General features: G+C 74.1%; 19 protein-coding genes. 5 read left to right on the top strand and 14 right to left on the bottom strand.

The window, feature by feature from the left end:
- Positions 1-261 precede the first annotated feature (261 nt).
- Complete coding sequence (locus ACQKM2_RS20185; protein ID WP_427711464.1) at positions 262-921, top strand: LuxR C-terminal-related transcriptional regulator; 660 nt, start codon at positions 262-264, stop codon at positions 919-921.
- Positions 922-972: 51 nt separating this feature from the next.
- Here the strand turns inward: ACQKM2_RS20185 and ACQKM2_RS20180 are convergent, their stop codons facing one another.
- The 13 genes from ACQKM2_RS20180 to ACQKM2_RS20120 form a co-directional block, all read right to left on the bottom strand.
- Complete coding sequence (locus tag ACQKM2_RS20180; protein WP_427711462.1) at positions 973-2,148, bottom strand: NAD(P)/FAD-dependent oxidoreductase; 1,176 nt, start codon at positions 2,146-2,148, stop codon at positions 973-975.
- Between the two features lie 92 nt (positions 2,149-2,240).
- Entirely contained in the window at positions 2,241-3,782 is a 1,542-nt protein-coding gene (locus tag ACQKM2_RS20175) for a SagB/ThcOx family dehydrogenase (protein ID WP_427711460.1), read from the bottom strand.
- Positions 3,779-5,398 carry a hypothetical protein gene (locus ACQKM2_RS20170; RefSeq protein WP_427711458.1) on the bottom strand — a complete coding sequence of 540 codons (1,620 nt, stop codon included), beginning with the start codon at positions 5,396-5,398 and terminating at the stop codon, positions 3,779-3,781. Before ACQKM2_RS20170 ends, ACQKM2_RS20175 begins: the two co-directional genes overlap by 4 nt.
- 10 nt (positions 5,399-5,408) lie before the next feature.
- Positions 5,409-7,448: a TOMM precursor leader peptide-binding protein gene (locus ACQKM2_RS20165; RefSeq protein WP_427711457.1), complete on the bottom strand. Its 2,040-nt coding sequence runs from the start codon at positions 7,446-7,448 to the stop codon at positions 5,409-5,411.
- A complete protein-coding gene (locus ACQKM2_RS20160; protein ID WP_427711455.1) occupies positions 7,441-9,420 on the bottom strand; it encodes a hypothetical protein in 1,980 nt (659 codons plus the stop codon). Before ACQKM2_RS20160 ends, ACQKM2_RS20165 begins: the two co-directional genes overlap by 8 nt.
- Positions 9,421-9,584: 164 nt before the next feature.
- Positions 9,585-10,841, bottom strand: a complete 1,257-nt coding sequence (locus ACQKM2_RS20155; RefSeq protein ID WP_427711453.1) for a nucleotide disphospho-sugar-binding domain-containing protein — start codon at positions 10,839-10,841, stop codon at positions 9,585-9,587.
- A 97-nt stretch (positions 10,842-10,938) separates the two neighbouring features.
- Positions 10,939-11,895 (bottom strand): dTDP-glucose 4,6-dehydratase, encoded by a 957-nt coding sequence (rfbB, locus tag ACQKM2_RS20150; protein ID WP_427711451.1) that lies wholly within the window; start codon positions 11,893-11,895, stop codon positions 10,939-10,941.
- Positions 11,892-12,959 (bottom strand): glucose-1-phosphate thymidylyltransferase, encoded by a 1,068-nt coding sequence (locus ACQKM2_RS20145; protein WP_427711450.1) that lies wholly within the window; start codon positions 12,957-12,959, stop codon positions 11,892-11,894. The genes rfbB and ACQKM2_RS20145 overlap by 4 nt, the downstream gene beginning before the upstream one ends.
- Before the next feature lie 16 nt (positions 12,960-12,975).
- Positions 12,976-13,857 (bottom strand): ABC transporter permease, encoded by an 882-nt coding sequence (locus ACQKM2_RS20140; RefSeq protein ID WP_427711448.1) that lies wholly within the window; start codon positions 13,855-13,857, stop codon positions 12,976-12,978.
- Positions 13,854-14,867, bottom strand: coding sequence for an ATP-binding cassette domain-containing protein (locus tag ACQKM2_RS20135; protein WP_427711446.1), 1,014 nt, complete (start codon positions 14,865-14,867; stop codon positions 13,854-13,856). The genes ACQKM2_RS20140 and ACQKM2_RS20135 overlap by 4 nt, the downstream gene beginning before the upstream one ends.
- Positions 14,868-14,939: 72 nt before the next feature.
- Positions 14,940-16,310, bottom strand: a complete 1,371-nt coding sequence (locus ACQKM2_RS20130; RefSeq protein ID WP_427711444.1) for a cytochrome P450 family protein — start codon at positions 16,308-16,310, stop codon at positions 14,940-14,942.
- Positions 16,307-17,560, bottom strand: coding sequence for a macrolide family glycosyltransferase (locus tag ACQKM2_RS20125; RefSeq protein ID WP_427711443.1), 1,254 nt, complete (start codon positions 17,558-17,560; stop codon positions 16,307-16,309). Before ACQKM2_RS20125 ends, ACQKM2_RS20130 begins: the two co-directional genes overlap by 4 nt.
- Entirely contained in the window at positions 17,557-18,792 is a 1,236-nt protein-coding gene (locus ACQKM2_RS20120) for a macrolide family glycosyltransferase (protein ID WP_427711441.1), read from the bottom strand. Before ACQKM2_RS20120 ends, ACQKM2_RS20125 begins: the two co-directional genes overlap by 4 nt.
- 303 nt (positions 18,793-19,095) lie before the next feature.
- Here ACQKM2_RS20120 and ACQKM2_RS20115 point away from each other — a divergent pair, with 303 nt between their 5' ends.
- From ACQKM2_RS20115 to ACQKM2_RS20100, 4 genes are all read left to right on the top strand, one after another.
- Entirely contained in the window at positions 19,096-19,233 is a 138-nt protein-coding gene (locus ACQKM2_RS20115) for a hypothetical protein (RefSeq protein ID WP_358893807.1), read from the top strand.
- A gap of 73 nt (positions 19,234-19,306) precedes the next feature.
- Complete coding sequence (locus tag ACQKM2_RS20110; RefSeq protein WP_427711440.1) at positions 19,307-19,966, top strand: flavoprotein; 660 nt, start codon at positions 19,307-19,309, stop codon at positions 19,964-19,966.
- Positions 19,950-21,161: a macrolide family glycosyltransferase gene (locus ACQKM2_RS20105; protein ID WP_427711438.1), complete on the top strand. Its 1,212-nt coding sequence runs from the start codon at positions 19,950-19,952 to the stop codon at positions 21,159-21,161. Before ACQKM2_RS20110 ends, ACQKM2_RS20105 begins: the two co-directional genes overlap by 17 nt.
- On the top strand, positions 21,158-21,904 hold the full coding sequence (locus ACQKM2_RS20100; RefSeq protein WP_427711436.1) for an NAD-dependent epimerase/dehydratase family protein: 747 nt from the start codon (positions 21,158-21,160) through the stop codon (positions 21,902-21,904). The genes ACQKM2_RS20105 and ACQKM2_RS20100 overlap by 4 nt, the downstream gene beginning before the upstream one ends.
- Positions 21,905-22,320: 416 nt before the next feature.
- Here ACQKM2_RS20100 and ACQKM2_RS20095 read toward each other — a convergent pair whose 3' ends face one another.
- A complete protein-coding gene (locus ACQKM2_RS20095; RefSeq protein ID WP_427711435.1) occupies positions 22,321-23,145 on the bottom strand; it encodes a hypothetical protein in 825 nt (274 codons plus the stop codon).
- Positions 23,146-23,449 lie beyond the last annotated feature (304 nt).

The following is a 23,449-nucleotide window of genomic DNA, read 5'->3' as shown; positions in this document are numbered from 1 at the left end:
GGAGTGTCGTCCGTCCTCAGGCCAGTCCTGCTTCCCCGACTGTGGGTTGAGCGGGGGCGGAGGGGTGCGCCTCCATACTCGATCCCTCGACCCGGGGTCAATGGTTTGTTTAGTGGATCTTGAGTGGTCCGAGCGGTAGCCTTCAACAGTGGTCCAGACCAGTTTGGGCTACCGTTTTCCGTGTGAACTGCACGGGACGCGCATGCATTCATGGGGGTAAGGCACATCGTGCGCAACGAAACCGAGGCAGACTGTATCCGCGTGCTCCTTTGCGATCCGCACCATCTGACGCGGGCGGGCCTCGCCAGCGTCCTGGAGCGGGAACCGGACATCGCGGTGGTGGGAGAAGCGCTGCACACCCGGGACGTGGAGGAGGCGGTGCACAGCCTGCGCCCGCACGTCGCCCTGGTCAGCCATGACCCGGAGACCATGGACGGCACGGCCGTCGCGAAGGTGCTGAGACGAACCGGCTGGAACAACGGGCCGGGCGTCCTCATGCTCAACTCCGGGACCGACGACGAGGAACTGCTGAGCGCCATGCGGGGCGGGGTCCGCGGGCTCCTGCCGGGCAACTGCGACCCGCGGTCGCTCCCGGCCGCCATCCGCGACATCGCGGCCGGCGCCATGGTGCTGCGGTCCCCCTCGGCGGTACAGCTGATCAGGCTGCTGCTCCACCGGTCGCCGGCGATGGCGCCTCCCGGCTCCTCACAGCTCTCGCTGCTCACCAGCCGCGAGCGGGACGTCCTCGTGCTCGTCGCCAACGGGCACTCGAACCTGGTGATCGCCAAGATGCTGTCGCTCAGCGAGGCGACGGTGAAATCGCACCTCTACCACCTGTGCCAGAAGCTCAACCTGCGCGACCGCACCCAGGCGGTGATCCTGGCCTACGAGACCGGGCTTGTCAGACCCTCCGCGGCCTGACCGCGGGTCGTGGCTCCCCGGCGCCCGGCGCACCGGGGAGCCACGACCCGCTCAGCCGGCGGACGGGACCAGCAGCGCCGGATCGATGTGGCTCACCGCCACCGACAGGAAGGCCCCGGCGGACGCCGGATCACCGGCGATCCACCGGGTGAACTCCTCCCGCTCCGGGGTCACTTCCAGCCGCGCCGTGTCCAGCGCCGTCCGGTACCGGGGCTCCATCAGCCGCCGGTGCCCGGCGGCGTAGCGGTCCAGCGCGGCGGCCGCGGCACGCTCGTCGTGCAGACCCTCCCCGACCGACTCGACCAGGAGCGCGGCCTGCTCGAAGGCGTCGCTGATGCCGGTGCCGGTGATCGAGTCCTTGTGGCAGGCGGCGTCCCCGACCAGGACCCAACCGGGCCCCGCGGGCCTGCGGAAGAAGTTGAGCTGGCTGCCCGTGCCGCGCAGCCGCTCCACCCGGCGTGCGGAACCGGCCCGTGCGGCCAGCTCCGGTGCCGTGGTACGGAGCGCCTCCAGGTACGCCCCTTCGGGATCCCGGCGGACCCCGGGGAACTCCTCCTGCGGGAAGTACGCGGCAACCAGGGTGAGTCCGTCGTGCGTCCCGACGACCCCGATCAGCCGGCCCGTCCGCTCGTACACCTCGAACTGCGCGGGCAGACCCTCCCAGTACCCGTAGTACACACACGTCTTCGGCGCGTCCTCGCGCTCCAGCCCGGCGCCGACGTGCCCGGCCAGGGGCGAGCGCATGCCGTCCGCCCCCACCACCAGCCCGGCCCGCACCCCGCCCGTGGCGCCCGCGGCCGTCCGCCACCGCACCCCGGTCACCCGGCCCCCCTCGGTCAGGACGCCCGTCACGGTGCAGCCCTCGCGGAACTCCGCCCCGGACTCGACCGCCGCTTCGATCACGAGGCTGTCGAGGACGAACCGCCGCGGCGCGTACACGGCGTCGATCCCCTCCTCGACCGGTACCGGACCCTCCAGCCGGAGGTCCCCCAGGGAGTAGGAGATCCGGCGGACCGGCGGACAACCGGTGTCCGCGAGCCGGCCGAGCAGCCCCCACCGGTTCAGCAGCCGCAGCCCCGGCCGGTGTATGTGCTGCGTGGACAGCGTGTCGCTGGGGAACCGGGCCCGGTCCAGCAGCAGGACCCGGTATCCGGCCCGGGCGAACAGCATGGCGGTCGAGGCACCCGCGCTGCGGGCGCCGACGACCACGACGTCGTAGAGATCCATCGGTTCGGTGCTTCCTCCGGTCGGGGTGGTACGTGTGGGGTCCGGTGCGGCGGACGGGGTCGGGGCGGGACCCGCCGGTCCCGCGCGGGGGCTCAGAGCGGCTGCTGCGGATCCGTACGCTCCGGGGCGCCGGGGCCCACGGTCACCACCACCAGCGGTTCCATCCCGCCGGGGCCGAGCCCCAGGGCGGAGCCGGCCGGGCCCGGGGCGAAGTCGCAGTGCACGTGGCTCTCCAGTCCCACCGCCGCCGCGGCCAGGGCGATCCGCTGGGCGAGCGCGCCGGCCGCGATGTTCTGGGACCGGTACCAGCGGTCGCCGTGGCGCTCGACACCCGCCCGCAGCGGCCCGCAGGCCGCCAGCGTCGCCGTGGCGGACCGGCATTCGTCCGCCAGCATGGGGCTCTTGGCCGCGCCGATCACCGCCGGGACGGCCTCGGCCCCGCGGGTACGGAGCAGCGCGTGGCCGGCGGGGTCGTACACGTGGGCACCCGTCTCCACCCCGGGAACCCGCTGCACGACTCCGGCCAGGAGCACCGGAGGGACCCCTCCGGCACCGGGCCCGCCGACGGGCAGTGCGGCGGCGGCCGCGGACAGCAGGGCGGACAGGGACACCTCCGGCACGGGGCCGGGCCGGTAGCCGTACACGGTCCGACGGCCGGCGAAGCCGTCGGCCAGGTCCAGCCCCGCCGGCGGCAGCGCGTGCGACGGCGAGCCCGCCGGCGGCCCCCAGGGCGCGAGCGGGCGCCCGCGAGCCGGCCCGGCAGCCCGTACGGCCGCGTGCAGGGCGGCCGCCTCCGCCATCGAGGCGATCCCGGTGACGGCGGGCAGCTCGGGCTCCGCCCGGGGGACGGGCCCCGTCCACGCGGCCGGCTCCCGCAGCGCCGCGGCCGGCGGAGCGTCCTTGCGCCACAGGGTGACCACGGCGAAGACGCCCTCGGCGAACGGGTCGAGCCCGAGGATCCGGTCCAGGGCCTCGTCGTCGAAGTCCAGGTGCACCCGCGCCGCCAGCCCGCACGGCCCGGCTGCCGCCACGGCCTGCGCCACCACCGCGCCGACGTCCAGGCTCTGCAGCCGGTAGCCGAACGCCCCGTACTTCGCCGAGTTCCGCCACAGCGCGCTGCTCAGCAGCAGCACCGCCTCGGGCTCCCGGTCCGGGGGCGTGTGCAGGGCGGCCAGCAGCCCGGCCCGGCCGTCGCCGTCCCGCAGGCACTCCAGCCGGTGGTGCACCGGGTCGTAGTGGAACAGCCCGGCCGGCAGGCCCTCCGCACCGGCCCGGGCGACGTACACCTCCACCGGGTAGCGGGAGCCCGACGCCGCCGCCGTACGGCCGGGGGACAGCAGGACCTGCCGGCCCCGGGCCCCGCCCGCACTGCCCAGGCCGAGCGGCATGAGGCCGCTCATCCAGCGCATCCTCGTGAGCCCGTTGGTGAGCCGCAGCAGCCGGGACAGGCGAGCCGAAGCGCCGTCGCCCGGGGACCGGCCGTCCGGGAGGGGGAAGCGGTCCGCCGACGGATACCTCTTGTAGACCGGCGGGAGCCGCGCCGGATCGGCCGCGGGCAAGGCATCCGGCGGCCGGTGCCCCGAATCCAGGTAGGCAAGGGCCGCTGCCCCGGGGGACAGGTCGTACACGGTCATGCCGCCTCCACACGGGCCGGGACCGACGACGTCGGCACCGGCATCAGATAGCGTTCGTCGGGCCCGGGCACTCCGAGGGCGATCTGGAACAGCGGTTCGTGGCCCGGCCGCAGCCGCAGGGCCCGCGCCAGGGGCTCCGCCGCGTAGCCGTTGTGGATCCTGGCGGCGAGGCCCTCGGCGGCGCCCAGCACGCAGACGCGCTGCGCCGCCACCCCCGCCTCCTGGTGCAGGACCCGGAAGCTCCGGTCGCCGAAGACCTCCTGGGCGGCCGCGCGCGGCCCGGAGAGGAACACCACGCCCCCCACCGCCCGGTAGTTCACGTTCGCCGCCTCCATCGCCGCCAGCGCGGCGGCGCCGGGCCCGGTCCGGTCGAGCCCGCCGGGCCCCCACCGGTACACCCCGCCGTCGAGGCCGTCCACGTTGACCGCCCACAGATGGGCGGTGACGGGCGGCGCGGCGCCGTCCGGGACGGCGTCGGAGACCCAGGGGTCGAGCACGGGCCCCAGCACGCGGAGCACCGAGTCCAGGGGGACCGGGCGGGGCACGGGGTGGAACGCGGGACTGCCCGAGCTGCGGCGCCGCAGGCAGTCGCCGAGTTCGGCGCCGCCGCTGTACGGGAACTCCCGCCGGGGCCCGCCCTCCTGACCCGCTGGCAGCCGGGAGAATCCCGCGGTGGCGGAGAGCCGTGCCGCCGCGTCCATCCCGGTCAGCGCCTCCAGCGAACCCAGGGAGTCGGCCGCCGGAGCGGGCCGGCGGGCCGGCGCCGGGACGCGCGCGGCCACCGCCCGCTCGGTGTGCGCGGCGGCGAGCCGCCGCAGCGGGCGCGGAGCCCCCTCCCGCCGCGGGTACAGCGGCAGGACCGCGGCGATGCTCTCCTGCGGGCGCGGTGCGCCCACGAGCCGCTCCAGCACCCCGTCGAGGAACTGGTGGTGCAGGTGGGCGCGCAGCCCGAGGGCGCCCGCCGCCATCATGGCGCTCCCGGCCACCAGCCCGGTCTCCTGGGCGCACAGCCGGTACGCGTAGCCGCCGTAGCGGAAGGCCGTGCGCCAGAACACCGTCGACAGGATCAGCACCCCCACCGCGCCGTCGAGGTCCGCCCCGAGCGCCTCGCCCAGCAGGGCGCGGTGATCCCCCGGATTGAGCGGCACCAGCGCGTGGTGCGCGGGGTCGTACGCGTGGACGCCGGCGGGCAGACCGTCGTCCCCGGGGGTCCAGTAGTACACCTCGACGGGGGCGAAGCAGCGGGCGGACGGGGCGGGCCGGTGGTACGGCCAGCGTGCCGTCGGCCCGAACTCGGTCCGCAGCACCCCGGACGAGTAGTGCAGCAGGGCGGAGACGGACGCCAGGTCCGCCGCGCCGGCCGGGACGGGCCCGGCGGCCCGGAGGTGCGCCGGGCCGAACGCCGAGGCCAGGGGCCCGAGCGTGCGGGCGGGAGCCGGCAGCGGATGCCGCGCCGGCCCGCCGAAGCGGGTGAACCTGGCCGGCTCGGCGGAACTGCCCTCCCGCCCGCCCGGAGCGCGGGCGGTCATGTCGGCGTATTCGTGGAGGGACCGGTGCCAGTACCGTGCGCCGGGCGACGGCTCGGTGGTCCCCGCCGGTCCTGCGATGGCGGTCATGCGCGGCGTCCTAGGGGAAGGGGTGGGGGTGGGGGTTGATGTCCCCGGGCGTCAGCACCCGGTCGCGGTAGCCCAGTTCGTACGGCACGGTCAGGAGCCGGGGCAGGCCGTCCACGCGCCGGTTGCGGTGCCCGAACGTCATCGGCAGGGTGCCCGGCACCATCACCTTGACGCAGGCGAAACCGCCCGCCCGGTGCTCGGGCGTCGTCTGGTCCACGACCAGCACGTCCATGCCCCGGTCCAGGTAGCGGCCGAGCATCTCCTCCAGGTCGGACCGCAGGTCCGTGTGGACCGGCCACCGCCACTGCTCGTCGAAATCGGAGAACGGCCGCGCCGGGCGGTCCGACAACAGGAAGTCGAACCGGTCGAAGGCGTCCTCGTGGCTGTAGAGCACCGAATGGTCTCCCATCACCTTCACCAGGGACGGATCCGCGACCATCTGGGCCGCGCGCTCGCGCTCGGCCGCGTCGTAGAGCTTCGCGTGCTCCAGCAGGTGTCCCATCTCGTGCAGGACGTTGACGACGGCCTTCTCCGGCAGCAGCGCCGAGCCGCCCGCGCACAGCACCCTGGGCCTGCCCGGATCGGCGGCTGTGTCGACGCCCACCGCCCAGAAACACGGCACCCCCTGCTCCAGCGTGGCCGAGTACAGCCGGATGTCGTACCCCGTCCGGTGGCGCAGGTGCTCGATCATCATCGGGACGGCGCGGTCCCGGGCACTGGCCGGGTCGATCCGCGGGATCGGCATCCGCCCGTACCACGTCATCAGGAACGCGTCCCGTTCCGCCACTTCCAGCAGCCCGCACAGGATCGCCTCCTCCAGACAGCCGCCCATGGCGCAGCCGTTGGAGATCTCGTAGACGAACCGGGGCTCTTCGTGGCTGTGCGCGGCGTAGTAGGCGTACCGTTCCGGCACCAGGACCGGCTCGCCGCGGCCGAAGGAGTACCCCCACACCCAGGGCATCACCAGGTCCTCGTCGTAGCGGGCGTACGGGAAGCCCGGCAGGTCGTGGCGTTCGTCCGGGTACAGCCCGAACGTCCGCGGGTCGACGGCCCGCCCGCCCAGCTCTCGGCGGCTCGCCGTGACCACCGTGCGCCGGCCCCGCGGCTGTTCGCCGCCGAACCGCTCCAGGGCCTCCAGCACCGCCGTGATCCTGGACGTCCGGTAGTCGTTCGTACGCCCCCAGCCGTGCTGGGAGCTGTTGCCGCGCAGGGAGCTCAGCGGCGCGACGGCACGCGGCAGCGGACCGCCCCGCTCGTCGTCGATCGAGGGGACCACGCCGGCGGCCGCGTCGACGTACAGGTCGTACAGCTCCCGCTCGCGCGCCACCACGTTCTGCACGCGGAACACGTCGGGGGCCGGCTTGGGCCGGGAGGCCGGCACCACCCGGGCCGGTCCCGGGGCGTCCTCCGGCAGACCCCCGCACACCTCGCACAAGGAGTACGGCAGATAGCGGTGGGTGCTGACGGCGAGCGAGGCCAGGTCGACGCGGAGGAAGACGTCCGACGGGCGGCGGATCCCGGTGCCGTCGGCGCCGCCGGCGTCACGGCCCTGCGGCCCGCCGGACAGGGCGGACTCCACGAGGGAGAGGGCCAGTTCCGCGGCCACGGCCGCGGCGCCGCGGGTGCGCAGCCGCGACGGCGTCGCGGCGAGAGCGGCGCCGTGGCGGGCGCGCATCGTCTCGTGGTGCTGGGCTTGGTCCCGGGCGAGCCGGCGCCGCCATCGCGCGCAGGCCGGGCAGGCGTCCGCGGTGCTCCGGGCCGCCGGACCCACGTGGATGGCGTCCGGGTCCGTGACGACCGGGATCCACGGAACGCCGGCGGCCTCCGCGCCCTCGCGCACCTCGTCATGGTGGTCGGTGCCCGGCGTGTCGCCCGTCACGAGGACGGCGGCGCACGAACGGAGGTCCTCCGCGACGGCACCGGCCCGCGGCCGCACCACGCGGAAGCGGCGTGCGGCGACCGCGGCGACGGCCCGGTCCAGCAGACCGCCGTCGCCGACCACGGCCACGACGGGCCCGGCGGCCGGGACACGGTTCATCGGATCAGACATCGCGCAGCACCACCCGGACGAGGTGGGGGAGGACGGCACGGAGGGCCGGGTCGTGGTCGAGGGGGACCGCCACCGCCGCGTGCCCGAGCGTGCGCAGGGCGGCGACCAGCGCGCCGTGGCGCGGCTCGCGGCCGCGTGTGCCGGGGTCCCCGCCCGCCGCCGTGCCGGGCCCGAACGAGGTGCGCAGCGACACCGTCGTGGAGGGGGAGTACTCGGCCTGCCCCGACGCCCGGGACTGCCAGGCCAGGAGGAGCCGGCCCAGCCCCGCCTCGACGGCCTCGGCCTCGGTGAATCCGGCGCCGCGCTCGGCGGGACCGGTCCCGCCGGTGCCCAGCCGGAAGGCGATGACGTGCACTCCCGCCGGTGCCGGCACCGTCCGGGCCGCGACCTCCTCGCCCGACGCGCGCAGCAGGTCGAGGAACCGTCCTGCGGCCGCGGACAGTTCGAGCTCCTCGAACGGCAGCAGGCCCGTCGTGCCCGCGGGCGGCTCGGCCGGGGTGAGGCTCAGGACGTGGGCGAGCAGACCCTGCTCGACGGCCTCGTTCCAGCCGGCCGCGCCGGCCGTGCCGACCGGGAGGACGGCGGACGGGCCGGGGGAGGGCTCGAACACCTCGTCCACCGGGACCGGGACGGCGGCACCGTCGGCCAGCGAGATCCCGGTCGCGGTACCCGTCCCGGTCCCGGCCGCACCGCCGCGTACGGCGTACGAGGCGAGGCCGAGGCGCAGCGCGGCGTCCTGGGCGTGGGCGAAGTCCGGGCCGGCACCGCAGACGGCCGTCGGCGCACCCGGCTCATGGGGGTCGTTGACCGCTACCCGGACCACCCGCAGCGGGAACTGCTCGAAGTGCCCTTCCGATACCGGGCCGAGAACGCCGAGCCGTTCGTCCGTCAGCGGCGCGACCCGCTCGGCGAGTTCGGCGGCTTCCACCGCCGCCGCTTCCGGGGCGGGGCGGTGCCCGCCGGTGTCCGAGGTCCGGTCGGCCGACGGGTGCGGTGCGATCGTGTGCACCGAGGTCTGGAGGGTCTCCAGGTCGAGCCGTACGGCGCTGCCGCCCGGCCCCTCCGGAGCCTCGGCGACGCCGGTCAGGTGCTCGAAGGCCCGGAAGACGAGGTGGTTGGCGAGGATGCCGGGCACGGGGCCGGTGAGGAAGCCGGTCCCTCCCGGCACGGCGTCCGCGCCGGTGCCCAGACGCAGCCACAGGCTCTCCCACCGGGCCGCGGCCCGGTCCGGGGAGCACACCGGGCCGATCCAGGCCTCGTCTGCGTCCACGGTGACCGCGACGAAGGTCCGCCCGAGCCCGGCGCAGAGCCGGTCGAGCGAGCGCAGCACGTCGGGGTCGGCCCGGTCGGCCGCGTACAGGACCAGCTCGGCCCCCTCGACCGCTGCCCGCAGGTCCGCCGGGTCGGACGCGTCCAGCGGGGCGGTGTCGCGGTGCGGCCCGGCCGCCCCGTCGGGGTGTTCCGCCACGCCGGTCTCCGGCACGGCCGTGGGCCGGACGGAGAGCCGGCCGATCCCGGTCAGCAGGGCCGCCTCCGCGGCGGCCGTGAAGACCGCGCCGGAGCCGATGAGCACGGCCGGGGTCCGCCGGTACCGCTGGAAGCGCAGGCCGGGGGAGGTCCGGAAGGCCTCGATGAACGCGATCTCGGACGCGTACCGCTCCAGCTCCTGGGGAGTCAGGGAGTGCGGCTCGTCCTGGCTCACGTCACGGACCAGGCCGGCCTCGTACAGGGCGCCCACCAGCTTCTCCACCATCCGGCGGGGACCGGGCGGCAGACTGGCCGTCAGGTCCGACACGCTGTGCCGTCCGTCGAGGTGGGGTGAGAGCTTCTCCAGCCAGGCGTACGTGGACGCGCCGTGGAAGGTCACTATCTCGCTGCCGTTGGCCAGGAGGACGCCGTCGCCTTCTGCGGTCGGCGTGAAGAAGATCCCGGTTCTCATCCTCGGACGTATGTCCGTGATGGTGGTGTTCATGGTGAAGGGCTCCGCTGGTCGTGAAAGGTGTGCCCGCGTCTGAATCGTCGGCTCGATCGTGTCAGTGACGCCCCCGTCCTGGCGTCCGTCCCGGGACTGCTTTGCCGTCTCCGTCACGGACACGCGGCGGGGTCCGGGCTCCGACTGGAGTGGGGGCCGCGATCTCAGATCCGCTGGTGAAGACCGGTCAGCCGCTCCAGCACCGGAACGATCTCGGCGGGCCCGGGCAGCGCTTCGACCTCCTGGCGCAGGTACCCGGCCCGGGCCCGGTACCCGCCGTCGTCCAGCAGCTCCGACAGGGCCGTGCGCAGGGCTTCGGGCCGGCCGCGGTCGAGGACGAGGCCGGCGCCGCGGCGCGCCAGGTAGCCGGCCGTCGCCTCCTCGTCCCAGAACGCGCTCGGGGCCACCAGCTGGGGGACGCCCTTGGCGGCGGCCGCGCAGAACGCCGCGGCACCTCCCCGGTGGACGACCGCGGCGCACCCCGGCAGCAGCTGGTCCAGCGGCATGCCGTCCACCAGACGGGGCCGGCCGGGCAGGTCCAGCCCGCGGGCCGCGGGGCCGAAACCGGCGGCGACCACCTCCACGTCGAGGCCGTCGAACGCCGCGAGCCGGTCCGTGAGCTCCGTCAGCGCCTCCCCGCCGTCCGGACCGGACGGCGGCCCCCACGGGTCGGGCTCCCGCAGGAGGCATACGCGCGGGCGCGTGGGCCGGGAGTGCAGCCAGTCGGGCACGGACCCGCCCGTGCCGTACGAGGACGGGCGCATGCTCTCGTACCGCACGTCCGGTACCGGCAGCCGCACCCCGGGCGGCAGCGGATCCACGGTCCACTGGCCGAGGAGCAGTTCCTCCTCGTACGGCAGCCCGTACGGTTCGAGGAGCTGCTGCATGACCTCCTCCAGCGGATCGTGCCAGCCCCCGTCCCCCGCCGCCCGCAGGTACCGCCGGGAACGCGCGCGCAGCCAGGCGATGTTGTCCCGGCCCCACAGCAGCCGGGCGTGCGCGGCGCCGCCCAGCCGCGCGGCCACCGCGGCCGGCAGGCAGAACGGGTCCCACAGCACCAGGTCGGGGCGCCAGCGGACGACGACCCCCGTGAGCTCCTCCAGCAGGGGCCGCATGCCAGCGAACACGCGGGTCGTCCGGAACCACTTCGCCCCCCAGTCGGGGCAGTCCGCGGAGGCGACGGCCAGACCGCCCCCGGGATGGCCCCGCAGACCGGGATTGCGCTCGAAGTCCGTCAGCTCGGCGGCTTCCACCGCGCCGCCCACGGGTACGGCCGCCAGCCCCGCCCCCGTCACGGATCCCGCCAGGCCGGGATGGGTCGCGACGCGGACCTCGTGACCGGCGTTGCGCAGCGCCCAGGCGAGGGGGACGACGGGCAGGGTGTGGGCGGCAGTGGGAAAGACGGCGATCAGGACGCGCACGCGGTGGTTCCTTCGGGGGCTGCGGACCGCGTGGGTGCGGCCCGGCTTCGGTGTCAGGAGGAGGGGAGCGGCGGGAGCGGGTTCCCGTACGGGGCCGTCACCGCGCCGCCGCGGCGTCCGCGTACCAGCGGACGGTCCGCGCGAGTCCCTGCTCGAACCCGGCAAGGGGCCGGTAGCCGAGCCCGCGCAGCTTCCCGTCGTCCACGCAGTAGCGCCGGTCGTGGCCCTTGCGGTCCGCGACGTGGCGTACGGAGCTCCAGTCGGCGCCGCAGGCGTCGAGGAGCAGGGCGGTCACTTCCCGGTTGCTGAGCTGGGTGCCGCCGCCGACGTTGTACACCTCGCCGGCCCGTCCGTGTTCCAGCACCAGGCGCAGGGCGCGGCAGTGGTCGGAGACGTGCAGCCAGTCGCGCACGTTTCCGCCGTCGCCGTACAGCGGCACGGTGCCGCCCGCCAGCAGGGCGGTCACGAAGCGCGGGATCAGCTTCTCCGGATGCTGGCGGGGGCCGTAGTTGTTGCTGCACCGGGTGATCCGCACGTCGAGTCCGTGGGTCCGGGCGTACGAGAGCGCCAGCAGGTCGGCGGCGGCCTTGGAAGCGGCGTAGGGGGAGTTGGGGGCGAGAGGCGCGTCCTCGGTCCACGAACCGTCGTCGATGGACCCGTACACCTCGTCCGTGGACACCTGCAGGAAGCAGCCGGCCCCGGCGGCGAGCGCGGCGTCCAGCAGGACGTGCGTTCCCGTGACGTTGGTGCGGACGAAAGCGCCCGCGTCGGCGATGGACCGGTCCACGTGGCTCTCGGCCGCGAAATTGACCACCGCGCAGCCGGGTTCCGTCAGCGAGCGCACCAGCGGCCCGTCGGTGATGTCGCCGTGCACGAAGCGCAGGCGGGGGTCCCCGGCCAGCGGGGCGAGGTTCGCGGTGTCACCGGCGTAGCTGAGGGCGTCGAGGACGGTGACCCGGACGTCCGGCGAGGAGCCGGGCCCCAGCAGGTCCTGCACGAAGTGCGAGCCGATGAATCCGGCGGCGCCGGTCACGAGATAGCGGGTGAACGTCATGACGAGATCCGGATCTTGCTGTGGTCGCCCAGGACGAACCGGTGCGACGAGGGGACGCGGGGGGCGGGGGCGACCTCCACGTGGCAGCCGATCAGCGAGGCGTCGACACGGCGGACCCCGGTGATCGAGGAGTGCCCCAGGACGATGGAGAACTCGATCTCGCTGTCGGTGATCCGGCAGTGCTCGGCGATCGAGGTGGAGGGGCCCACGTAGGAGTCGGTCACCACCGAGCCCGGGCCGATCAGGGCGGGGCCCACGATGCGGGATCCGCGGACCTCGGCCCCGGCGCACACCCTGACCCGGCCTATGAGCTGGCTGTCGGCGCTGACGGTCCCCTCCACGGCCGGCTCCAGGATCTCCAGCACGCACCGGTTGGCCTCCAGCATGTCCTCGACGTTGCCGGTGTCCTTCCAGTACCCGGTGACCACGGTCGGCCGTACGTCCCTGCCCCGGTCGAGCAGCCACTGGAGGGCGTCGGTGATCTCCAGTTCGCCGCGGTCCGAGGGAGCGATGGCGCGGACCGCCTCGTGCACGACGGGCGTGAACAGGTACGCGCCGACCACCGCGAGGTCGCTCTCGGGCCGCTCCGGCTTCTCCGCCAGCGCGACGACCCGGCCGTCGGCCGACAGGGTGGCGACCCCGTAGGCGCCCGGGTTCTTCACCCGGGTCAGCATCAGCTGCGCGTCGGGGGCGTGCACGCGGAACTCGTCGACGAGCGGGGCGATGCCGCCGACGATGAAGTTGTCGCCCAGGTACATCAGGAAGTCCTCGTCACCGAGGTAGTCCCGTGCGATCAGCACGGCGTGGGCGAGCCCGAGGGGTTCCGGCTGGGCGATGTAGGTCACCTCCAGACCGAAGGCGGAGCCGTCCCCGACCGCCTCCCGGATCTCCGCGGCCGTTTCGCCGACCACGATGCCCACGTCCTTGATGCCGGCGTCGGCGATCGCCTCCAGGCCGTAGAACAGCACCGGCTTGTTGGCGATCGGGACGAGCTGTTTGGCGGAGGTGTGGGTGATGGGACGCAGCCGCGTGCCCGAACCCCCTGCCAGTACCAGGGCTTTCATGAACGAACTCCAGTGATCAGTGCTTCGGCGTGCGGAACGCCGACACGGTGAGGGGGGCGAAGACGACGAGCAGCAGCAGCGACCAGGCCAGTGCGGCCGCCACCGGGTGGGCCTGCGGCCATCCGCCGCCGCCCCCTGCGGCGACCGGGTGGCCGAAGAGCTGCCGGACCGCCGAGACCACGGCGCTCACCGGGTTCCACTCGGCGATCGGGCGCAGAACCGCCGGCAGGCCGTCGGTCGGCACGAAGACGTTCGAGACCATCGTGAGCGGAAAGGTCAGCATGCCGATGAGGTCGGTGGCGGAGCGCGAGGGCAGGACGAGGCCCAGCCACATGCCGAGCCAGCCGAACGCGTACCGGGCGAGGACCAGCAGCGCGAACGCGGCCGCCAGCCGCGGCGCGGACGCCTCGGGCCGCCAGCCGACCAGCAGCCCGCAGCCCGCCATCACCAGGAGGGTGAGCAGGCCGCCGACGATCTCGGCCAGGGACTGCCCCAGCGGGACCCCGATCCTGCTCATCGGCAGGGAGTGGAACCGGTCGGTGATCCCCTTGTCCTTGTCGTCGGCGACGGCGGAGGCGCTGGCGGCCACCCCGAAGACCGTCATCTGGGCGAGCATCCCGGGGATGAGGAAGTCCACGTAGGAACCGCCGTCCGGCACGGTCATGCCGCTGCCCAGGACGTAGACGAAGAGCAGGGTGAAGACCAGGGGCAGGGCCAGCGCCATGACGGCGCGCTCGGGGGCGCCGCGCAGGTGGAGCAGGTAGCGGCGGGTGATCGTCGCGGCGTCGCCGGCGGCCCACCGCAGCCGTGCGGGCAGGGGCTCCCGGGCCGGCGCGGCGGGCGCGGGAGCGGCGGCCCCGGCTCCGCCGCGGGCTCCGCTGCCGGGCGCGGTGGTCACGCCGCCTCCCGGGTCCGGGCGGGCGCGGCCGTCAGGCTGATGAACACCTCGTCCAGAGTGGGCCGGCGCAGCGTGAGGTCCTCCACCTCCACGTCGGCGGACCGCAGTTCGTGCAGGGCGCCGGCCAGCACCTGGGTTCCGGGCCCCGAACCGGGCCCGGTGGCGAGCGTCACCCGGCGCAGCTCGGCACGGACCTCGACGGTGCCGGCGCCGGTACGGGCCAGGGCCTCGGCCGCGGCCGTCAGCCCGTCGCGGTGCCGGACCGTGAGGTCCAGGTACTCCCGGCCGAGGGAGGACTTGAGGGCCGCGGGGGTGCCTTCGGCGACCACGCGTCCGCCGGTGCCCTCCGGAGCGCCGAGGACGGCGATCCGGTCGGCGAGGTGGTCGGCCTCGTCGAGGTACTGGGTGGTGAGCAGCACGGTGGTGCCGGCCCGGACCAGTTCGCGGACGCTGTCCCAGAGACCGTAGCGGCTCTGCGGGTCGAGGCCGGTCGTCGGCTCGTCGAGGAAGAACACCGAGGGGGGTACGACCAGGCCGGCCGCCAGGTCCAGCCGGCGGCGCATGCCGCCGGAGTACGTGCGGACGGGACGGCGGCCGGCCTCCTGGAGGCCGAACCGCTCCAGCAGCTCCTCGGCGCGCCGTCGTACGGCCGCTCCGCGGATGCGGTGCAGCCGGGCGAACATCTCCAGGTTCTCGCGGCCGCTGATCAGTTCGTCCACCGAGGCGTACTGCCCGGTCAGCGCGATGCGGCCGCGGACCTGCGCGGCACCGGTCACGACGTCGTACCCGGCCACGCGGGCATGGCCGCCGTCCGGGAGCGAGAGGGTCGCCAGGATCCGGATGAGCGTCGTCTTGCCGGCACCGTTCGGTCCGAGCAGCCCGCAGACGGTGCCGGGGGCCACGGTGAGGTCGACGCCGTCCAGAGCGGCGGTCGTGCCGAACTGCTTGCGCAGGCCGCGGACTTCGACGGCGGTTCCGGCCGGTCGGGAGCTGGTCTGGGGTTCGAGCACGTGTTCCCCTTGGTGGAGGGACGAGGGCGGAAGCGGAGGAGGGGGCCGGCGGGCGAGGACGGGCGGCGGAGGTCAGCCGGACCCGGCCGGCCCGGGGCGGGTCGGGCCCAGCAACACCGGGAGCGTCATCAGCCCCCGCATGTCGCCGACGGGACGCCAGGACTGCGGCCCGTCCGGGTCGGCCGGGGCCAGCTCCGGGCAGCGTTCCAGCAGGGCGGCGAGGACGGTCTCGGTCTGCAACCGCGCCAGCGGAGCGCCCAGGCAGTAGTGGATGCCGTGCCCGAAGGCCAGGTGCGGACCGCGGTCCCGGGTGACGTCGAGGTCGTCGGGCGCGGGGAAGACCGCCGGGTCCCGATTGGCGGCGGCCAGCGCGACGCCGACGATCGCGCCGGCCGGGACGACGCTCCCGCCGATCTCCACGTCCTCGGTCGCCACCCGCAGGGTCGTCCGGGCCAACGAGGGCTCGTACCGCAGCAGTTCGTCCACGGCCGAAGGCAGCAGTTCCGGGCGGCGGCGCAGCAGCGCCAGCTGGTCGGGCCGGCGGAGCAGGGCGTCGACCGCGTTGCCGATCATCCCGGTCGTCGTCTCGTGTCCCGCGACCAGCAGGAGCACCAGCAGGCCGACGAGTTCCCCGTCGTCGAGCCGGCCGTCCTGGTCGCCCGCGGCCATGAGGGCGCCGAGCAGGTCGGAGTGCTCCTGCGGGGCGAGCCCCGGCCGGACCCGGGCGCGCCTGGCGGCCACCAGGGAGGCGAACCACCGGTGCAGCCTGCGGGTACGCTCCGCTGGCCCGGTAGCGGGCGAGGTGCCCGGACCGGAGACCGTGAGCATGGACGCCGCCCACTTCAGCAGCGCGGCCCGGTTCCCGTGGGGGATGCCGATCAGCTCGCTGATCACCAGCACGGGGAGGGGGAAGGCGACGGCGGACATCAGGTCGACGACCCCCTCGGCATCGGCCCCGTTCCCGCCCCCGCCCCCGTCCCCGGCCCTGGCCCCGCCCCTGTCCCCGTCCCTGGCCCCGCCCCTGTCCCCGGCCGCGGCTCCTGCCGCGGCGGAGTCCAGCAGCTCGTGCGTGAGCCGTTCCACCGCCGGACGGAGCGCCGCGACACGAGCCGGTGTGAACGCCCCGGACACGAGCCTGCGCAGCCGGGTGTGGTCCGGCGGGTCGCTGTTCACCAGCGGCAGGAAGAAGCTCCCCGCGCCGGAGACCCCGTACCCGGCCGCGCGGAGCGCGTCCGCCGCACGTCGCGGGTCCTTGGAGAACCGCGGGTCCAGCAGGACGGACTTCGCCTCGTCGTGCCGGGTGACCAGCCAGTAGTCGAGCCCCTGCGGGTTGCGGACCCGCCGGGCGCCGGCCTGCCCGCGCAGCCGCGCGTAGTGCCCGTGCTGGTCCGCGAAGAAGGCCGGCGTGTCGATCGCGGCCGCCGCGCCCGCGTCGCCCGTCACCGGACCGTCCCGGTGCGCGGCGCGGGCGCGTCCGTCAGCCGCGCTTCGAGGAAGTCGGCTGCGGCGGGTGCGCCTCCGGCGTGGTGGATGTGGTCGCGCATGGTGTGGGTGTGGTGGCGGTAGGAGGGGGTGTTGAGGACGTGGTGGGTGGTGTCGCGGAGGGTTTGGGGGGTGAGGTGGTCGCGGTGGAGGAGGCGGCCGAGGCCGAGTTGGGTGAGGCGGTCGGCGTTGGCGCGTTGTTCGCTCATCTGGGGGATGGCGATCATGGGGACGGCGAAGGAGAGGGCTTCCATGACGCTGCCCATGCCGGCGTGGGTGATGAAGAGGTCGGCTTCGCGGAGGATCTGGAGTTGGGGGACGTGGGGGCGGATGTCGATGTGGGCGGGGACGTCGGTGAGGTCGGTGGGGGTGATCTGGTCGCCGACGGCCATGACGATGTCCCAGGGGGCGTCGGTGAAGGCGTCGACGCAGGTCTGGAAGAAGGCGGTGTTGTCGTTGTGGATGGTGCCGAGGGAGACGAGTACCAGGGGCCGTCGGGTCCCGCCGGTCCGCGGTCGCGCCCACTCGCCGTCGAAGGCGCGGCGGGCGAGGCAGGGCCCGGCGAAGTGCACGTCGTCACCGAAGGTCTCGCCGTCGAACTGGAACGCCCGCGGTACGAAGACGAGCGCTGGGCCCGACTCGCTCCCGGTCATCAGCTCCTTCGGCCCGATGGGCACCTTCAGCCGCTCCACCAGCTTGGCGATGCCGTGGAACACCCGCACGATCGCGGGGCTGAACGGGTCGACGTCCGTGCTGTGGCCGGCGAGTGACCATTCGCTGTTCGCGGCGAACGTGGTCCGGTAGGGCACGGCCGGGATGCCGCGGCGCGCGGCGATCAGCCGGGCCGCCCAGCCCGAGGGATCGTCGTAGACCACCAGGTCGGGACGGTCCGCGGCGAAGGCCCGGTCCAGCGGGGAGAGCAGGGCGAGCGTCTCGCGCAACAGGTCGTGCAGGACCACGGCGAGGTCGTCGCTGCCGAAGCGGTCGGCGCGGTCCGCCGCGGAGTCCCGGGGCGCCAGCCCGTCCATGGTGGACTCGTAGCGCAGCGGCGTCGCGCCGGCCTCGGTGACGGCCGCCGCGAAGCGGTCGGTGGTCGCGAAGGTCACCCGGTGTCCGCGCGCGGTGAGTTCCTCCACGACCCCGAGGGCCGGATTGACGTGCCCGTGCCCCGGCAGCGCGAAGAAGGCGATGTGCGCCCGTTCCCCCGTCATCGGGCGTCCTTCGGGGCCGGCGCGAGCAGGGACTCCACGACATCGGCTGCGGCGGGTGCGCCTCCGGCGTGGTGGATGTGGTCGCGCATGGTGTGGGTGTGGTGGCGGTAGGAGGGGGTGTTGAGGACGTGGTGGGCGGTGTCGCGGAGGGTTTGGGGGGTGAGGTGGTCGCGGTGGAGGAGGCGGCCGAGGCCGAGTTGGGTGAGGCGGTCGGCGTTGGCGCGTTGTTCGCTCATCTGGGGGATGGCGATCATGGGGACGGCGAAGGAGAGGGCTTCCATGACGCTGCCCATGCCGGCGTGGGTGATGAAGAGGTCGGCTTCGCGGAGGATCTGGAGTTGGGGGACGTGGGGGCGGATGTCGATGTGGGCGGGGACGTCGGTGAGGTCGGTGGGGGTGATCTGGTCGCCGACGGCCATGACGATGTCCCAGGGGGCGTCGGTGAAGGCGTCGACGCAGGTCTGGAAGAAGGCGGTGTTGTCGTTGTGGATGGTGCCGAGGGAGACGAGTACCAGGGGCCGTCGGGTCCCGCCGGTCCGCGGTCGCGCCCACTCGCCGTCGAAGGTCCGCTCCGACCAGCACGGCCCGACGAAGTGAACGTCCTCGCCGAACGTCTCGCCCTTGAACTGGAAGGCCCGCGGGATGTACACGAGGGCCGGCCCCGACTCGCTCCCACCGAAGAACTCCTGGGCGGAGCACTGGGCCCCGAGTGACGCCAGCATCGTGGCGATCTCCCCGAACACCCCGTTCAGTCCCGCGTGCCCCGCGTCGAATTCCGCGTACTCCCCGTCCGTGCCCAGCGACCAGTGTTCGTTCGCCGCCAGCGTGGGGATGCTGCGGACGGCCGGTATCCCCCACTCCTCGGCGAGCAGCCGCCCCGTCCATCCCGACAGCCCGTCGTAGACCAGCACGTCCGGGCGGTCGTCCTCGAAGGCCCGCCGCACCTGCGGGTACACCGCCTCGGTCTCCTGCACCAGCCCGCGCAGGACCTGCACGAAATCACCGGTGGTGAACCGGTCGTTGTCCTCCAGGTCGGTCATCGTCGACCGGTACTTCCCCATCACCGTCTCGTACGGGACGAGGGTGGCCCCGGCCTTCTCGACCTCGGCCCCCTGCCTCGCCGTCACCGCGTAGCTGACCCGATGGCCACGCGCCACGAGCTCCGCGACGATTCCCGCCGTCGGATTCACATGGCCCGTGCCGGGAATGTTGAAGAACGCGATATGGGACATCGGATCACCTGTTTTCCAGCCACAGAACTGCAATCGGGACCGCACCGTAGCAAACATTACGGCCAGAGCGGCGCGCGAGGGCGGCGCGATCACCGGGAGAATACTGAGATGAGTTTCCGTCTCGCACCCGGGTGTGAGACGGAGTACTCGGCTCATACCCGGAGGGTGGCCCAGAAACCAGTTGGCGAGCTGAAGAATCCCGGGTGCCGGTGGGACACGATGACGTCGGCTGTCCGGTTGCAACGGCGGCCATCCCATTCATTTCGCTTCCGCGTAAATGAACCAACATTCAAGGAGAGAACCATGCCCGTGGCCGAGCTGCTCGCCGACGACCTGCTCGAACTGGACGCGCTGACCGAGGACGACCTCCTCGTCGAGGAGGACGACAAGGAGGCGCAGGCCATCCTGTGCGCCTGCTGCTGCTCCTGGTGCGGCTGCTGATCGTCGGTCTGACGGGTTCCCGGGAGGCCTGGGCCTCCCGGGCGGCCCCATGAGATCGGAGTACGAGATGGCAATGGAACAGAGCTGGGGAATGCCTTCGATGAAGGTTCCCCCCATCGGGATCAAGAAACTTCTCCTCGTCGGTACCGGATCGTCTAATGCGGCATTCCTGCCGCTGTGGGTGAACTGGTTCCAGGTGAGTTATCCAGGCGTGGAAATGCGGATCGTTCTCACCCGGTCCGCGCAGCGCTTCGTCACACGTGAAGGACTCGCAGTCCTCACCAATCGGCAGGTATTCGAGGACTCCTGGTCCGACGAACCCCAGGTCCGGAAACTGCACGTCGAACTGGCGGGCTGGCCGGACGCCATAGCCGTTTATCCGGCCGGAATGCATTTCATAGCCCGGCTGGCCCAGGGCCTCGCGGACACACCGGCGACCATGGCCCTGCAGTGCACGCGGGCGCCCATCGCGCTGGCCGCCGCGCTGCCGCCCGGCGGCTGGGAGAGCGCTGCCATGCGCGAGCACCGGTCCCGGCTCGCCGACCGCGAGAACGTGGTGCTCGGGCCGCCCGTCAAGGGGCTCAGCATGACGACCGGCCGCAGCGACGGCAACCAGCCGCAGCCCTTTCCCGCGCTCCTGCACAGTCTGGAGGAACTCCGCGCCCGACGCGCCGGCACGCCCCCCGGGCCCACGAGCGCCTCCGGGGCGGTGAGCGATGCCGGTGCTGCCTGACGACGGCCCCCCGGGCGCGCCGCTCGGCACCCGCCCGCACGTGGCGTTCTTCACGGCCGCCACCCACAGCCACATCAGCCCGCTCCTGGGCACGGTCGCCGAACTGGTGCGCCGCGGCGTCCGAGTCAGCTACGCGACCACCGAGCGGTTCGCGCCCATGGTCGAGGAGGCCGGAGCCGAGGCCGTGACGTTCCGTTCGTCGCTGCCCGCGGACCCGGCCGACTGGCCGGTCGACGCGCGCCGGCTGCCCCTGATGTACCTCGCGGACGCACGGGCCACCCTGCCCCGGCTGGAGGACCGCTTCGCCGGTTCCTGGCCCGATCTCGTGGTCACCGAGGACCCGGCGGGCGCGGGGGCGCTGCTCGCCCGCAAGCGGGGCATCGCGTCGATGCAGGTGTGGACCTGGCTGGCCGCGCGCCGGCACTGGTCCCGTGCCGACCCGCACACCCCTGGCGCCAATCCGGCTGCGGGGGAGTTCCTCACCGAGCTGGCCGCGTTCCTGCATGAGGAGGGCCTGGACGTCGACGTGCGCGAGTACCTCGATGCCGCTTTCCGCGGCGGTCTCGTGCTCGTGCCCCGGTCCTTCCAGCCGGACGGCGAGACCTACGGGGAGGCCTACACCTTCGCCGGCCCGGCGCTCCCTGCGGAACCCGCGTCCGGCGGATGGACCCCGCCCCGGGAGGACGTCCCGCTCGCCCTGGTCACCCTCGGATCCATCGACCACGCCCACCCCGAGTTCCACGCCGTGGCGGCCGAGGCGTTCGCCGGCCTGGACTGGCACCTGGTGCTGGCGGTCGGCGACCGCACCGACCCCGCGCAGCTCGGCCCGCTGCCCCCCAACGTCGAGGTGCACCCCTGGGTCCCGCAGCGGGCCGTGCTGGCCCGTGCCTCGCTCGTCGTCCACCACGGGGGAATGGCCACGACGATGGAGAGCCTGCACCACGGGGTGGCGTCCATCGTCGTTCCGCGCCTTCCCGAACAGGCCGCGAACGCCCGGCGGCTGCGCGAGCTCGGTCTGGGCGTGACACTGCCGCTGAGGTCGGTCACGGCCGATGTCCTGCGCCGGACGGTCGTGGGCCTGCACGCCCACGAAGGGGTCCGCCGCCGGGTGCGCGCCGTACGCGAGGAGATCGGGCGGGCCGGCAACGTAAGGGCCGCGGCCGACGCGGTGGAGCGACGGCTGCCCCGGGCATGACGACGGAGATCGTGGGCGGGGGCTTCCTCGCACGCTACCTACGGCACGGCCTCACCCACAGCGCGCCCGCCACCATCTTGGCCGCCGGGGTCTCGGACACCGCGGAACGCTCGCCGGAACGCTTCCGCCGCGAGGCGGCGCTGGTGTCCGAGACCGCCCGGCGCTGCCGGGAGCGGGGCCGCCTCCTGGTCTTCCTGTCCTCCGCGTCCACCGGTCTCTACGGCAGGCAGGGCGAGGGTCGCGAGGACACCCGGGCCCGCCCTTCCTCCCCCTACGGCAGGCACAAACTGGCGATGGAGCGTCTGGTGGCGGAGTCCGGCGCGCGGCGGCTGACCCTCAGGCTCAGCCACGTCGTCGGCCCCGGCCAGAACCCCCGCCAGCTGCTGCCCTCGCTGGCCGGCCAGATCCGCGCGGGTGTCGTCACGGTCCACAGGGGGGCGCGCCGCGACCTCATCGACGTACGGCACGTCACCACGGTGGTGGACCGGCTCCTCACCCGAGGGGTGGACGGCCGGACGGTGAACGTCGCCTCGGGGACGAGCGTTCCGGCCGCCGGGATCGTCACGGCCCTGGAGGCGGCCCTGGGCCGCTCGGCACACTGGACCTTCCACGACGTGCCCGCGGAGACCCTGGCCGTCTCCACCCGCGAAATGCGCTCCCTCGTCCCCGAGACCGCCGGCTTCGGCTTCGGCCCCGACTACCTGCACGGCCTGGTCCGGCTCTACGCGGGTCCCGCGCGTTGAAGGGACCGCACGCCCACAGCGCCGACGACCGGGTGCGGGCTTGATCCCTGTCTTCGGTGGTGCCGGGGGAGAGGCGGCGGACGAATCGGCGGACGGGCTGCAGCCGCTGGTGCTGGCGTTCGGCCGGCCCTTCGAGCGCACCGCGGACGGTGACCCGCCGAGGCCCGGGCTGGACCCGCCCGACAACGAGGAGGCCCGGTCGAGGAGCACCCGGGCGCCCGACCGGGGCGGCCGGGAGACCGTCGGCGAAGCCGCCCTGTGGTCGCCGGCCCGGATGAACGATCCGCGCTGCCTGCCCGGCCTGTGGTTGGCGAGGGTTCCTCGAGGACGAGACCGTGCGCACCGCCGTCGAAGAACTGCTCCGCGTGTCCGGTCCGTCCGCATGAGGTGAACGCCGGCGGTCAGCGGAAGGCGGGCTATCGGCGGGCTTTGGATACGGCGTCGGCGGTCTTGAGGAGGCCGGCGCGGAGGTTCTCGACCGGGTCGGACAGGGGGTAGCCCTTGGTCTGCAGCTTCTTGATGTCGGCGGCCGTGGCCGGGGTCGAGGCCACGGTGAGGGGGCCGACCTCGAAGACGCTGCCGTTGTCCTCCACGAGGAACACCTCCAGGGCGAACACGTCACCGATCTGCTTCTTGTCGTCGCGGCCGGTGCCGTTGCCGGTGCCGAGCGTCAGGTGGAAGGCTTCGGCCTTCTTGGGTTCGAAGTTGTGGCCGTGCGGGACCGCGACGCGGGCCGTCTGCCCGACGTCCGGGATGTCGATCGCGTAGTCCGCGGTGAAGACCGTCCCGCCTCCCGAACCGCCCTCGCAGGTGGTGATCGAGGCCTGGCCCCTGTTCCGGACCCCGTCGCCGTGCTCCCCCGTCAGGTACTGGGCGAGGTAGGGCCGCGTCAGGCGGTCGAGGGCCTGCACCACGGTGGGGCCGTGTCCGAGTCCGGCCGCCTCGATCGCCAGCGAGGTGGCCGCCCGCGGGTCGGTGCCGGCCAGGCGCAGGGCCTCCTTGGGCATGCGGTCGGCGTCCCGCGGCCGTTCGGGCCGCGGGACGGGAGAGGAGTACGAGGAGCCCGAGGTCGGCCGGGTGTCCACGTCGTCGTCGGGGGGTGCCTCCAGCGGGCCCGAGGCCTGCGCGGACGGTGACCCCGCCTTCGCGTCGTCCCGGGCGCCGGAGCAGTCGGGCACGGCGACGGCCAGCGCGCACACCAGCAGGACCGTCACACCGGCGCGTCCGCCGTGCGCGCCCAACCGACCGATTCTCCCCACCACGCTACCCCCCGGCTTGCTGCCATCATGGCGGACCGCCCGCCCCGGCGTCCCGCGATCCGCACGGTCCCGGCGCACTGTCCGCTCAGGGTGCGGCCGGGGTGTCGGCGGTGATCGCCAGGGACCGCGGGCCGCAGCGCCGGGCCCGGCCGGTGCCCATGCCCCTCGTCTCGCCCTGGTAGGCGGCCTTGTTCTCGAAGACGTGGACGACGACCTGATCGGGCGGGGTGTCCTTCGTCCCTTCCCCGCCGGCGAGGACTCACCGAGCAGGCCGCCACCACCACCG

This window comes from Streptomyces sp. NPDC004126, from assembly GCF_050275515.1.
Classification (GTDB): domain Bacteria; phylum Actinomycetota; class Actinomycetes; order Streptomycetales; family Streptomycetaceae; genus Streptomyces.
This window is presented reverse-complemented; position numbering and strand designations above follow the sequence as displayed.